The sequence below is a fragment of the Desertimonas flava genome, assembly GCF_003426815.1.
Lineage (GTDB): Bacteria > Actinomycetota > Acidimicrobiia > Acidimicrobiales > Ilumatobacteraceae > Desertimonas > Desertimonas flava.
The window spans coordinates 141,056-152,971 of record NZ_QKYK01000007.1 but is presented as its reverse complement, the minus strand read 5'-3'; the positions used below and the strand labels follow the sequence as shown (position 1 = coordinate 152,971).

Here is an 11,916-nt window from a genome sequence, read left to right as displayed (position 1 = left end):
CGCCGCCCTACGGGGTCGCGCCGCGGAACGAGATGGCCATCGAAGCCGCCGTCCGTGGGCCGACGATGCCGTCCACCGTGCGACCGTGGTCGTGCTGGAACGCCCGCACGGCTCGGTCGGTCAGGTCGTCGAAGTCGCCGTCGATCGGGCCGGGGTCGTACCCGATCGTGGCCAGCCTCGCCTCGACGCAGAGCGCGTCGGGACCGTGGGCTCCGAGTGAGACCTCGGCCGCCAATCCCTGCGAGCAGGTGGCCTGGTCGGTCGGGGTGACGCGATCGTTGGCGTCGTCGCGTCCGGCGGTCGCGGCGATCCAGGCCCCGAAGCCGACGGCCAGGACGGCTGCCAGACCGAACGCGAGCCGGCTCGTCCGCCACGACCGCGGGGCCACGACGATCGTGGTCAACTCATCGTCGCCCTCGGCGCCGGCCGGAGGCGACTGGGGAGCCGGTTGTGGTGTCGGCGGCTCGCGGGTCAGGCCGTAGTGGCTCCAGACGTCCATGTCCGCGTCGGGGTCGTCGCCCGCCGGGGCCTCTGCTGAGATGCCCTCATCGGTGGTGGGTCGGACGTACGTCATCGCACAGACTGAGATGTCCGAGCCGGCCAGAAAGTTTCCTGCCGTGACCAACGACCGTGGGGACACCCGCGGTCGCGCCCTAACGGTTGGTGCCAGCGCGTCTCGTTGTCGGTGAGGCGGTGGGTGATGTGGATCATGACGGTGACCTCCCCCGTCTGGTGAATGGGTGTCTCCTGTCAGAAGAACACGGGCCATACGCACGACCGAGATGGTCACTCTCCGCGCACTCCCGGGCACTCTCTCGCCGCGAGGACACCTCAGGGACGGACGGGAGGGTAAATACCCCACCGAAGCGTCCGGTATTTACCCTCCGGTCGGGTGGGCCGGGTGGCCGGTCATCGCCACGTGCGGACGGGAGGGTACATACCCCACCGAAGCGTCCGGTATTTACCCTCCGGTTGGGACGGGGACCAGCGGACGGCCCTCGCCTCGAACGCCCTTTCCGCTCACCGACCAGGCACCAACCGTTAGGTCGGCGTCAGGCGGGGCCTCGGCGGGCGAGCTCGGCGCGGGCCTGGGCCGTGACCTGGTCGACGACGCGTCGGGCGACCACGAGGTCGTCGTGGGGGATGTCGGCGTAGACCCGCGACACGATGTCGGCGACCTGCTCGTTGAGCGACTCCTGCAGGGAGCGGCCGGCATTGGTGAGGTGGATCGTGTCGCCGTCGCGTGTGACGACGCCGGCCGCCTCGGCCTCGGCGACGATGCCAGGCACGTCGTCGGCCGGCCGACGGATGTCGACGGTGAAGCGCTGGACGACCGCGTCGAGCGGCAGGCCGTCGGGAGCGGCGAACGCCTGGCCGAGCACGATGCTGGTCTCGAACGAGATGCCGGCGTCGACCAGCAGGCTGTCGAGGAGCGATCGGGTGGCGAAGGCGGCGACGTTGAGGTCGCGGCTGGTCAACTCGGGAGCGTCGACGGTGACGGACATGGGGGCCTCCAAGGGGGGGTTGGTTCGGTCCCCGGACCGTACGACTTCAAGTCGTCTTGAAGTCAAGACCCCGTTGCGCCCCGCGGCTGCGCATCCGCGGCATCACATGCTCGGCGACCGACCGCAGGACGTCCTCCTTGGCGGCGAGTGGGGGCAGCAGCATCACCTGGTCGAGCCCGGCAGCCGAGAGGTCGTCGAGACGGTTGGCGAGCTCGTCGGCCGTGCCGACCAGACACGACGCCTCGATCAGTTGCTTGGTGACGAACTGCTGTTCCTCGTCGACGACCCAGCAGTTGTGACCCTGGTGGATGCGCTGATGCAGCACCGCCGGATCGGTGCGATCGAGCAGGGCCACGTAGTCGTCCCAGAAGTCGAACGGCGGGTGCCGGTCGGGACGCCCGGCTTCCTTCCACTGCTCGAAGGCGTAGTGCAGCGCGGCGATGGCGAACGCCCCACAGGCCTCGCGTGACCGCTCGCTGTCGACGGCCTCGCCCGGTTCGAGCACCACCATGGTGGTCAGCGTCGACGTGAAGAAGGACGAGCGGTCGACGGGGGATCCGTTCGCGACGTCGAGACGGCGCCACGCGTGCTCGAGACCGTCGACGGTGGGGTGGATCGACATCACCAGGCCGTCGCCGTGACGCAGGGCCAGGGCCATCGCCCGCGGCCCGAATCCCGAGATGTAGAGGGGGATGCGGGGCTGAAAGTTCACGAAGCCCGCGTCGGGCATCAGGTGGTGGACGGGACGGGTGTCGCCCCGGAAGGCGACGTCGGCCTCTTCGCCGTCGAGCAGGACCCGCAGCTCGCGGATGTAGCGCTCGAACTCGGCGATCGGCATCGGCTTGGCGCCCATCACCCGGTTGGCGGTGTTGCCGGTGCCGATGGCGCAGAACACGCGCCCGGGCGCCAGGCGGTTGATGGTGGCGTGAGCGGCGGCGGTGACGGCGCTCGTGCGCGTGCCCGCCACGGCGACGCCGGTGCCGATCTTGATGCGCTCGGTGCGCGTGGCGGCGAGCGCCATCGTGGCGTAGCAGTCCGACCACAGCATCTGGCTGTCGGCGACCCAGAGGTGCGAGTACCCCAGCTGCTCGGCGAGCACCGCATAGTCGATGTCGTCGATCTTGGCGGCCATGCACACCCCGAGGTCCATACCCGGCAACGGTACGGCGCCCGGTCGGCGCGCTACGGGTCCGAGCCGCCGGCCCGACGGGCCACACTGGACGTCTCCAGGAGAAGCTTGACTTTTCCAAGTGTTGGGCGGAGGCTGGTGTCATGACGCAGACGGTGGACGTCGAGCTCGAACCGCTCGGCGAGATCGAGATCCGCTTCGCCGACACCCACATGTACAGCACCCCGGTCGGGATGAGGCTGCACTGCATCGTCGATCATGGGCGCTTCGAGGGCCCGGACCTGCGCGCCGACGTGGTCGACGGCAGTGACTGGGTGACCGTCGGCGCCGACGGCGTGGGCCGCCTCGACGTGCGGGCGACGTTGCGCACCGACGACGGCGCCCACGTGGGACTGACCAACACCGGCCGGGTCCGGATGGACGCCGAGGCGGTCGATCGCTTCCGGAAGGGCGAGCTGGTGCACGCTGCCGAGATGTACGCCCGGTCGAGCCCGCTGTTCGAGACGGGCGACGAGCGCTACGGCTGGCTCAACGCGCTCCACACCGTCGCGGTCAACGAGCTCTCGCTGAGCGAGGTGCGCTACCGGATCTGGGCGGTGCGGTGAGCGTTCGCCGCTACGGGCAGTTCTGCGCGATCGCCAAGAGCCTCGATGTCGTCGGCGATCGCTGGGCCCTGCTCGTGGTGCGCGACCTCCTCCTCGGCCCGCGGCGCTACAACGAGCTGCTCGAACAGCTCGACGGCATCTCCACCGACATGCTCGCCCTGCGCCTTCGCGAGCTGGAGGCGGCCGGCGTCGTCGAGCGGCTGCCGGTGACGGGCAAGGCCCGCACCTATCAGCTGACCCCGCGCGGCCGCGAGCTCGAACCGGTCATCGACGCCCTGGCGCGATGGGGGCGCCCGCTGCTCGCCGAGCGGGCTGACGGCGACGTCGTCGCCCCCGCGTGGTTCGCCCGGTCGATGGCGTCGGCGATGCGCAAGGACCGACCGGGCACCGACCTGCTCGTACGCCTCGACACGGACGCCTTGACCGTCGACCTCCACATCACCGAGGACGCCGTCACCGTGTCCGACGCCGATGCCCCACCCCACGTGACCCTCACCGGCTCGCTCGAGGCGATCGCCGCCGCACTCGATCCGCAGGCCGCTGCCGAGCTGGTGGCATCGGGTCAGCTCACCGTCGAGGGGGCGCCGCGCCGCGTCCGCCAGCTCTCTCGGCTCTTCGCCTCCGACACCGGCAGCCGCTCGGCGGCGCGATGACCGCCTACTGGATCAACACGTTCCGGGAGATCCGCGATCCCGAACGCTTGGCTCGATACGCCGCGCTCGCCGGTGACGTGATGGAGGCCCACGGCGGGAGGTTCCTGGCCCGTGGCCTGCCGGCCCACGCGTTCGAGTTCGGTGTCGTCGAGCGCACCACGCTCATCGAGTTCCCGAGTGTCGAGGCGGCGTACGCCGCGTACACGAGCGACGCCTACCAGCGGGCCCTGGCGGTGCTCGGTGACGCCGCCGACCGCGACATCCGCATCATCGCCGCCCAGCCCTGACCGACCTCGCGCCTGGCGACGGGAGGGTATTTACACCACCGAAGCGTCCGGTATTTACCCTCCGGTCGGTGAGCCGGCGGGCAGCCAGCGAACCGGAGGGTAAATACACCACCGAAGCGTCCGGTATGTACCCTCCGGATGCTCGCGTGAGTGAGGTCGAGGGCCGGGATCAGGCGACGGCGACGGGGCGGAGGCGGGGCAACACATCGGCGGCCACGCGGGCGAGCGCCTCGCGCTGATCGGCGGCGGCGGCGCGGATCACGACGTGCTCGGCGCCGGCGTCGACGTAGCGCTGGAGCCACGCAGCGACGTCGTCCGCGGTGCCGGCGAACAGGGCCTGGTGCCGGCCGACGAGCTCCGACGGCACGCCGTAGTAGCGGGAGATGCGGTCATCGAGCTCGCGGCGTGCCCTGCGGGTGTCGTCGCTGACGGCGACGGTGGCGTACAGCCCGAGCGTGGGTCGGGGCCGGCCCGCCGCAGCGGCGTGACGCTCGAGCTCGTCAGCACCCGACCGGTAGGTGTCGGGATCGGGCGGGTAGGGCAGCCAGCCGTCGGCGATGCGGCCCGCCCGCCGGATGGCACCGAGGGCAGTGCCGGTGAACCACAGCGGCGGCCCACCGTCACGGTGGGGTCGGGGCTCCAGCTCCACCGGACCAGCGCCGCGCCACAGGTCGCGCATCGTCGTCACGGCGGCCTCGAAGCGGGCGATGCGGTCGCCGTACGGCACGCCGAGGGCGTCGAACTGGTCGCGGGTCGCCGGCATCGGGAACCCGGTGCCGAGGCCGGCGACGAGACGGCCGTCGGCGAGGTTGTCGAGCGTGGCCAGTTCGTGGGCGGCGAGCACGGGATGCCGGAGCGTCGGCAGGAGGACGGCCGTGCCCAGCATGCACGTCACGGTCCGGGCGGCGATGGCGGCCAGCGTGACGATGGCGTCGGGCCGGGGCCGGGCGATCGGACTGTCGCCCACCCACACCGAGTCGAAGCCGAGCCGCTCGGCCTCGACGCCGAGGTCGACCAGTGGCCCGACGCGCCGGTCGGGGTCGCCGGCACCCTCGCGGGTGGAGACGAGCCAGCCGAACCGCGTGGTCATCGTGCCGCAGTCGCCGAGTCGACGGCCGCGTCGGTGGGCAGGAACTCCACCGGCTCCGGGACAGAGATGTACATCAGCGCGCCGTCCTCCGACGCCGCGTCGTGCACGCCGCCGGCCGGGGTGTGGAGGTAGTCGCCGGCCTCCAGTACGACGTCGCCGACGCGGACGCGTCCCGACAGGATGTAGAGATCCTCTCCGGCGGGATGACGGTGGGCGGGGGAGCGGGCGCCGGGCGCGAACCGCAGCAGCGCCGAACCCGCTCCGGCCCCCACCACCCGCAGGGCCGCGATCGACACGCCGTCACCGACGTCGATCCAGCGGTGCTCGCCGGCTCGCGTCAGCGTCAGCCCGTCCCCCGGAGTCGGCGGGGCGAACAGCACGGTGGGATCGCCGTCGGACCAGAGCGTGCGGATGAGCATCGTGGAGATGCGGAACCCGTCGCTGTCGCGACGAAGTTCCAGGTCGTAGACGTTCTGCAGGAGCAGGTGGCGAGCGGGGTCGTCGCGACGCACGTGCTGGGCGGCCACGAGGGCGCGCATCGTCGCCGTGTCGCCGTCCACGGCCACCTGCGGGTTGGTGACGACGTGGCTGGTGACGAGCGGCTCGAGGATGTCGAGGATCGTGAGGATCTCGTCGACACCACGGAACACCGGGCCGGCGGCACCGAACCGTTGCGCCGGCTGCGTGAAGTCGAGCGTGGCCTCGTCGGTGAACGCCGACCGCAGGACCGCCGGGTCGCGGTCGTCCTGTCCGGCGGCGAACCGGTAGAGGGCGTCGACGACGGCGGTGCGGTCGTCGATCGGTGTGATCGGTGCGTGGTCCGTGGTGGTGGTCATGATGTCTCCTGGGGGTGGGAGGGTGAGGCGGCGAGGTCGTCGAGACCGGCGAGACGGCCGAGGGCCGCCGCCAACTCGGCCGGCGCGGTGACCATGGCGTCGTGGCCGCTGTCGACGTCGACGACGGGCCAGCCGGCATCGGAGGCCCACGTGCGGAACGGCAGGAGTTGCTGGGCTGTCGTGATCGCGACGGTGTCGATCGTGTCGACGACACCGGTCAGCTCGGTGGCCTGCTCGAACGTCGCCAGCGGGTGTGGCGTGAGCTGCTCGCGGAGCCACGCCGCATCGGCCGGATCGTCGACGCCGACCAGGCTGGGATCGGGGATCGGGATCCGCCAGCCGTCCCCCTCGCGCGCCGCTGCGTCGCGCATCGCTGCCGTGAACCAGTCGGGTGCCTGGTCGAACAGTGACGCGCCGTCGGCGCCGAACCAGCCGTCGACGAGCACGAGCCGATGAATGAGATCGGGTCGCCGGTCGGCTGCGGCGCGCACGACGAAGCCGGCGTAGCTGTGCCCGACGAGCACCACGGGAGTGTCGACCGCGTCGAGCACGCCCACGACGTCATCGACGTGGGTCGCCAGGTCGGTCGCCGGGGTCAGCTCAGACGCGCGATTGCCCAGCCCGGTCAGCGTGGGTGCGTGGACGCTGACGCCGCGCGAACGTAATCGCGTGGCGACACGTGTCCAGCACTCGCCGCCGTGCCACGCACCGTGGACGAGGACGACGGACGGCGGCTGGAGAGCGAGCGCGCACACATGCCGATCATCGCGCTTCGCTTGGAAAAGTCAAGTGATCGCCGGACGTGGCGAACGATCACGCCGAGTGGCACCGCCGCGCCTGCCCCACGTTCCTGTCTGGTTCTGTCCCGTAGACGGGTCGAATCCAGTACAGGAACGCGGGGTGGCGTGGCGGGTCGAGCTCAGCCTTCGTAGAGCTCGAAGGCCCCGGCGCCGGTGACGAAGCCCTCGTCGGGGATGTTCTCCTGGGTCACCAGTGGGCTGTCCATCCAGTAGGTGGTGGCGCCCGGCGTTCCGCCGGCGAGGAGCTCGGCGAGCAGTTCGCAGGCGAGCGCCGCAGTGCCCTCGAGGTCGTTGGCCGCCGTGGCCGCGAAGCTCTTGTTCTGGCGGATCATGTCGAGCGCCGTCGAATCGCCGTTGAACGACACGACGAACTGGCTGCCCCCGGCCGAGTCGATGGCCGTCGCCGCGCCCTGCCCGATCGTGTCGAACGAGGCGTATACGGCGTCGATCTCGGGGTCGGCCTGGATCGCCTGCTCGACCTTCGCCTGCGCATCGGCCAAGGCGTTGGCGATGTCGACCTCGATCTCCTGGATCTCGATGTCAGGGAACTCCGTGTCGGGCCCGACCATCGCCTTGAAGGCGTCGGCGCGCTGGCGCAGGCTCGGCGTGACCCTGGAGTTGACGACGAGCACGGTGCCGGCGGCGACGCCGTCGTTCTGCGCCGCCAGCCGGTCGATGACGTACTGGCCGACGCGGGCGGCGCTCTGGAACTCCAGGCCGGTGATCGCATACGTGCCGGTGCGCTGACCGCCCCACGCCGTGACCACCGGGCGTCCGGCGGCCGCCGCCTCGGCGAGACCGGCGTCGAGCCCGCCACCGCTCACGTCGTTGGCGATGTTGTAGATCGCGTCGACGCCCGCGGCGTTGGCCTGCTCGAAGGCGAGCACCGCCTCGGCGCCCCCCTTGGCGTCGAACACCTGGGTCGTGCCGCCGTTGGCCGCGACGCACTCCTCGACGCCGGCGCCGATGCGGTCGACCGGCTCGAGGCCGGGCGCCAGCGACACGATGCCGACGGTCGTGCCCTCGAACGCCGACAGGTCGGCCGCCGACTCACCCGCGGTGTCGGCCGACCCGGTGGCATTGCCGGCAGTCGCGTGCCCGGCGCCCAGTGCGGTCGCCAGTGCGACGGCGGCGCCGAGCGCAGCCGTGCGCCTCGTGATCAGTGCGTGCTTCATGTGGTCCCCCGGTTCTCGTGTCCCCACGTCCGTTCGTGGGTGGGCTGTGTGGTGATCGCCGCGGCTGTGAACCGCGGCGACCGCGTCGTGTCCCGCACCGAGCGGTTCACGGCAGCGGACTGGTGTCGAGCGCCGGGTTCGTCCCGGCGCGTTGGGCGTCGAGCCACGCGTCGATGCGGCGCTTGGTGGGCTCCGTCCCGACGACGGAGAGGAAGGCCTTTCCCTCGGCGCGGAACCCGTCGGCGCTGCGCACCCGCCCGGCGGCGAGCGCCCCCTTGGCGGCGCCGAGCACGACGGGGCCGATCGTCGCGAGATGCTCGGCGAGGGCGATCGCCCGCCCGACGGGATCGTGGTCGAGCAGCTGGACGAGGCCCATGCGGTGCGCCTCGTTCCCCGACACGGTGGCGCCGGTGAGGACGAGCAGGGCGGCGTTGCCGGTGCCGACGAGCTCGGGCAGCCGCTGCGTGCCGCCGGCGCCGGGGAGGATGCCCATACGTGTCTCGAGCACACCGAGCCGGGCGGTCGGTGAGGCGACGCGGAGGTCGGCGGCGAGGGACAGTTCCAGGCCGCCGCAGCTCGCCTGGCGTTCGACCGCCACCACGGTGGCGCTCGGGTAGTGCTCGACCAGATCGATCGCCCGGACCCACGGCGCCCAATCGGCGATCGGGCGGCCGTCGGACATCTGGCGCACCTCGGCGAGCTCGGCGTGCAGCACGTCGACGACGAGCACGAGCACCGGCGGCTCGTCGCGTGCCGCGCGCTCGGCGATCAGGTCGCCCACCTCGCGCGCCCCCTCGATGCCGAGCGTCCGTCGGTCGCCGCCGTCGTAGCGGAGGACGCACACCTCGTCGTCCCGGTCCACGAACCAGCGGCCGAGGTCGGGGATCGGTTCGGTGAAGACGGGTGTGGTCATGGCGGACCTCCTACGGTCGTCGGCGTCTGGTAGCAGAGGTGGAGGATCTCCGCCTCGGTGGTGGGTCGCGTCAGCTCCCCGGCGGTGCGTCCTTCCCGAAGCACGACCACCCGGTGGGCGATCGCCGCCGTCTCCTCCAGGTCGGACGAGGCGATGATGACGGCGACGCCGCCGGCCGCCAGCTCGGAGACGAGCCGGAGGATCTCGGTCTTGGCGCCCACGTCGACGCCCTTGGTGGGCTCGTCGAGGAGGAGTACCCGCGTCTTGCGGCCGACGAGCCAGCGGGAGAGCAGGGCCTTCTGCTGGTTGCCGCCCGACAGCGTGGAGATGATCTGCGCCGGTCCGGTCGCGGCGATCTTGAGGCGGTCGATCTCCCGCTTCGTACGATCCGTCTCGGCCCGCCGGTCGGGCGTGGGGATCCGGGCCGAGCGGCGGAAGTCCTGGAGGTGGGCGAGCACCACGTTCTCGCGGATCGAACGTCGCGGCAGCAGACCCTGCGTGCGCCGCTCCTCAGGGATGAGCGCGAACCCGGCCCGGATGGCGTCGGCCGGTGAGTGGAAGCGCACCGGCTTGCCATCCACGAGGAGCTCGCCACCCGCCGGCTTGTGGTGCCCGAACAGCGTGAGCAGCAGCGACGTGCGGCCGGAGCCGACGAGTCCGCCGATGCCGAGGATCTCGCCCGCCCGGAGGGTCAGGTCGACGTCCTGGAGCGGGCCACCGCTCAGTCCCCGCGCCTCGAGCACGACGTCGTCGCGTGGCGCCGCCGGTTCGCCGAGCGGTTCGATCGCCCCGGCCTCGCGACCGATGATCGCCGAGATCAGGCGCGTGCGGTCGAGCGTGGAGATGGCGTGCCGGCCGACGGTGCAGCCGTCCTTCATCACCGTCACGGTGTCGGCGATCCGCAGGATCTCGCCGAGCCGGTGCGAGACGAAGAGTACGGCGATACTGCGGGAGCGGAGGCGATCGACGGCCTCGAACACCCGCTCCACCTCGGCGTCGGCGAGCGCGACGGTGGGCTCGTCCATGACCACGAGGCGGGCGTCGCCCGAGCAGGCGCGGGCGATGCTCACCATCCAGCGCTCGGCGACGCTGAGCGCGGCTACGGGAGTGGCGGGATCGACGTCGACGAAGTCACGCAGCACGGTCGACGCGGCCGCCCGGGCCGCGCGCTTCGACACGAACGGACCGCGGCGCGGGAGGCGGCGGCCGAGGAACACGTTCTCGGCGACGCTCAGCCGGGGGACGAGGGCGACGTCCTGGTGGATGAAGTGCAGGCCGAGGGCGTCGGCCTCGGACTCGTGGCTGAGCGAGACCTCGGCGCCGTCGACGAGGATCGTGCCCGAGTCGCGTTGCTGCGCGCCGGCGAGGATCTTGATGAGCGTCGACTTGCCCGCGCCGTTCTCGCCGACGAGCCCGTGCACCTCCCCCGCCTCGATGGTGAGCGACGCGTTGTCGAGGGCGCGCACACCCGGGAACTGCTTGCACAGGCCGGCGATCTCGACGACGTGATGTGTTGACAACGCAGGCCCCCCGGATCCCGTCCCCGGCGGTGACTATAGAGCACGAATCGCGCCGGCGAAAGAGATAACTGACCACTTGTTGGGTTTCGAATTCGTAGTGGGCCGGCTCTGACACTGGCGTTACGCGGTCACGTCTGCCATGATGCTGCCGACGCCCCGACGTAGTCGGAGTATCGTTTGGCTTGGGGGAGAGATGACACAAACGCTCGTCGAGGCGGTCGAGTTGGAGGCGACGGAACCATCGGGTGGCCGGCGCGCGGCCGACTCGCCCGACTCGATGCGCCGGGCGCTGATCTTCATGTCGCGCTACGGAACGCTGATCTTCCTCGCCGTGCTGGTAGTGCTCTTCGCCGTCCTGTCCGAGATCATCCTCGGCAACCAGCGGTTCCTCACCGGCGCCAACGTGTCGCTCGTGCTGCGCCAGTCGGCCGTCCTCGCCATCCTCGCCGGCGGCCTGACGGTGGTGCTGCTCCTCGGCGAGTTCGACCTCTCGATCGCGGCGACGCTCACGCTCGGCGGCGCGATGTTCGCCCAGTTCGCCCAGGGCTCGTACGTGATCACGTGGCCGACGATCCCGTTCACCGACATCGGGGGCGGCGCTGTGTTCGGCGCGTCCTGGCAGTCGACCGCACTGGTCGCGCTCATCGCCGCCCTGGTGTTCGGCTTCATCGTCGGCGTCGTGAACGGCATCGTCGTGTCGTACTTCGGCGTCACTGCGTTCATCGCCACGCTCGGCGTGGCCGGCATCGTCGATGGCTACCTCGTCCGGCTGTCGGACGGCCGGTCGGTGCAGCTGCCCGCCGAGATCACGGGAACCGTGCAAGGCACCCTCTTCGGCTGGCGGGCGCCGTCGTCGTGGAAGTGGGTGGTCGAGCCGTTCGGCAAGACGCTGGAGATCGACCTCGGCGGGCTCAGCGTGCCGATCATCGCCGTGGCCGCGCTCGCCGTGCTGGCCGTGCTGTGGGTGTTCCTCAACCAGACCGAGGCCGGCCGTCGCATGGACGCCGTCGGCGGCAACGCCGAGGCGTCGCGACTGGCGGGCATCAACGTCAGGCGCTACCGGCTGGCCGCGTTCGTCATCTGCGCCGTGGTCGCGTCCTTCGCCGGGATCATGCTCGCCGCCGGCCGCACCGGCTCGGCCGTCACGCTCGTCGGCAACCAGGGGTCGTACCTGCTGCAGGCGTTCACGGCCTGCTTCCTCGGCGCCGTCTCGCTCAAGGAGGGCGAGTTCCACATCGTCGGCACGTTGATCGGCGTGGCCCTGATGACCGTGACGTTCTCGGGCCTCATCATCCTCGGCGTGCCCGGTTACGCCCAGACGATCGCCAACGGGGTGATCCTCGTCGCCGCGCTCACGTTCGCCGGCCTCGCCCGCCGGGCCGCCGCCAGCACCTAGCCGCCAG

Annotated in this window: 13 protein-coding genes; 4 read left to right on the top strand and 9 right to left on the bottom strand. The window is 71.4% G+C overall.

Translation table 11 applies throughout. From position 1 onward, the window contains the following. Positions 1–7 precede the first annotated feature (7 nt). The 3 genes from DN771_RS10900 to DN771_RS10890 all read right to left on the bottom strand — a co-directional run bounded on the left by DN771_RS10900 (position 8) and on the right by DN771_RS10890 (position 2,655). Positions 8–574, bottom strand: coding sequence for a peptidoglycan-binding domain-containing protein (locus DN771_RS10900; protein ID WP_205528535.1), 567 nt, complete (start codon positions 572–574; stop codon positions 8–10). A 478-nt stretch (positions 575–1,052) separates the two neighbouring features. Beyond that, a complete protein-coding gene (locus tag DN771_RS10895; RefSeq protein WP_116997396.1) occupies positions 1,053–1,505 on the bottom strand; it encodes a hypothetical protein in 453 nt (150 codons plus the stop codon). Positions 1,506–1,551: 46 nt separating this feature from the next. After that, a complete protein-coding gene (locus tag DN771_RS10890; RefSeq protein WP_116997395.1) occupies positions 1,552–2,655 on the bottom strand; it encodes an LLM class flavin-dependent oxidoreductase in 1,104 nt (367 codons plus the stop codon). Between the two features lie 122 nt (positions 2,656–2,777). Here DN771_RS10890 and DN771_RS10885 point away from each other — a divergent pair, with 122 nt between their 5' ends. From DN771_RS10885 to DN771_RS10875, 3 genes are read left to right on the top strand one after another with little or no spacing between them, the layout of a single operon-like run. Further along, positions 2,778–3,239 (top strand): DUF3237 domain-containing protein, encoded by a 462-nt coding sequence (locus DN771_RS10885; RefSeq protein ID WP_116997394.1) that lies wholly within the window; start codon positions 2,778–2,780, stop codon positions 3,237–3,239. Further along, positions 3,236–3,892, top strand: a complete 657-nt coding sequence (locus tag DN771_RS10880) for a winged helix-turn-helix transcriptional regulator (protein ID WP_116997393.1) — start codon at positions 3,236–3,238, stop codon at positions 3,890–3,892. Before DN771_RS10885 ends, DN771_RS10880 begins: the two co-directional genes overlap by 4 nt. Continuing rightward, positions 3,889–4,179, top strand: a complete 291-nt coding sequence (locus DN771_RS10875) for a DUF1330 domain-containing protein (protein ID WP_116997392.1) — start codon at positions 3,889–3,891, stop codon at positions 4,177–4,179. The genes DN771_RS10880 and DN771_RS10875 overlap by 4 nt, the downstream gene beginning before the upstream one ends. A 169-nt stretch (positions 4,180–4,348) precedes the next feature. Here DN771_RS10875 and DN771_RS10870 read toward each other — a convergent pair whose 3' ends face one another. The 6 genes from DN771_RS10870 to DN771_RS10845 all read right to left on the bottom strand — a co-directional run bounded on the left by DN771_RS10870 (position 4,349) and on the right by DN771_RS10845 (position 10,513). After that, positions 4,349–5,269 (bottom strand): LLM class flavin-dependent oxidoreductase, encoded by a 921-nt coding sequence (locus tag DN771_RS10870; protein ID WP_116997391.1) that lies wholly within the window; start codon positions 5,267–5,269, stop codon positions 4,349–4,351. After that, positions 5,266–6,105 (bottom strand): nuclear transport factor 2 family protein, encoded by an 840-nt coding sequence (locus DN771_RS10865; RefSeq protein ID WP_116997390.1) that lies wholly within the window; start codon positions 6,103–6,105, stop codon positions 5,266–5,268. The genes DN771_RS10870 and DN771_RS10865 overlap by 4 nt, the downstream gene beginning before the upstream one ends. Beyond that, a complete protein-coding gene (locus DN771_RS10860; RefSeq protein WP_116997389.1) occupies positions 6,102–6,860 on the bottom strand; it encodes an alpha/beta hydrolase in 759 nt (252 codons plus the stop codon). Before DN771_RS10860 ends, DN771_RS10865 begins: the two co-directional genes overlap by 4 nt. Before the next feature lie 164 nt (positions 6,861–7,024). Then, positions 7,025–8,080, bottom strand: coding sequence for a sugar ABC transporter substrate-binding protein (locus tag DN771_RS10855; RefSeq protein ID WP_116997388.1), 1,056 nt, complete (start codon positions 8,078–8,080; stop codon positions 7,025–7,027). Positions 8,081–8,186: 106 nt separating this feature from the next. Beyond that, complete coding sequence (locus tag DN771_RS10850; protein WP_205528534.1) at positions 8,187–8,993, bottom strand: enoyl-CoA hydratase-related protein; 807 nt, start codon at positions 8,991–8,993, stop codon at positions 8,187–8,189. Next, complete coding sequence (locus DN771_RS10845) at positions 8,990–10,513, bottom strand: sugar ABC transporter ATP-binding protein (RefSeq protein ID WP_116997387.1); 1,524 nt, start codon at positions 10,511–10,513, stop codon at positions 8,990–8,992. Before DN771_RS10845 ends, DN771_RS10850 begins: the two co-directional genes overlap by 4 nt. 193 nt (positions 10,514–10,706) lie before the next feature. Here DN771_RS10845 and DN771_RS10840 point away from each other — a divergent pair, with 193 nt between their 5' ends. After that, positions 10,707–11,909 (top strand): ABC transporter permease, encoded by a 1,203-nt coding sequence (locus DN771_RS10840; protein WP_162941802.1) that lies wholly within the window; start codon positions 10,707–10,709, stop codon positions 11,907–11,909. The last annotated feature ends 7 nt before the right edge of the window (positions 11,910–11,916 follow it).

Bases quoted from the DNA above. Each gene is read 5' to 3' on its own strand.
- DN771_RS10865 (WP_116997390.1), bottom strand. From the start codon at position 6,105: ATGACCACCACCACGGACCACGCACCGATCACACCGATCGACGACCGC.
- DN771_RS10885 (WP_116997394.1), top strand. From the start codon at position 2,778: ATGACGCAGACGGTGGACGTCGAGCTCGAACCGCTCGGCGAGATCGAG.
- DN771_RS10850 (WP_205528534.1), bottom strand. From the start codon at position 8,993: ATGACCACACCCGTCTTCACCGAACCGATCCCCGACCTCGGCCGCTGG.
- DN771_RS10900 (WP_205528535.1), bottom strand. From the start codon at position 574: ATGACGTACGTCCGACCCACCACCGATGAGGGCATCTCAGCAGAGGCC.
- DN771_RS10895 (WP_116997396.1), bottom strand. From the start codon at position 1,505: ATGTCCGTCACCGTCGACGCTCCCGAGTTGACCAGCCGCGACCTCAAC.
- DN771_RS10855 (WP_116997388.1), bottom strand. From the start codon at position 8,080: ATGAAGCACGCACTGATCACGAGGCGCACGGCTGCGCTCGGCGCCGCC.
- DN771_RS10840 (WP_162941802.1), top strand. From the start codon at position 10,707: ATGACACAAACGCTCGTCGAGGCGGTCGAGTTGGAGGCGACGGAACCA.
- DN771_RS10890 (WP_116997395.1), bottom strand. From the start codon at position 2,655: ATGGACCTCGGGGTGTGCATGGCCGCCAAGATCGACGACATCGACTAT.
- DN771_RS10875 (WP_116997392.1), top strand. From the start codon at position 3,889: ATGACCGCCTACTGGATCAACACGTTCCGGGAGATCCGCGATCCCGAA.
- DN771_RS10870 (WP_116997391.1), bottom strand. From the start codon at position 5,269: ATGACCACGCGGTTCGGCTGGCTCGTCTCCACCCGCGAGGGTGCCGGC.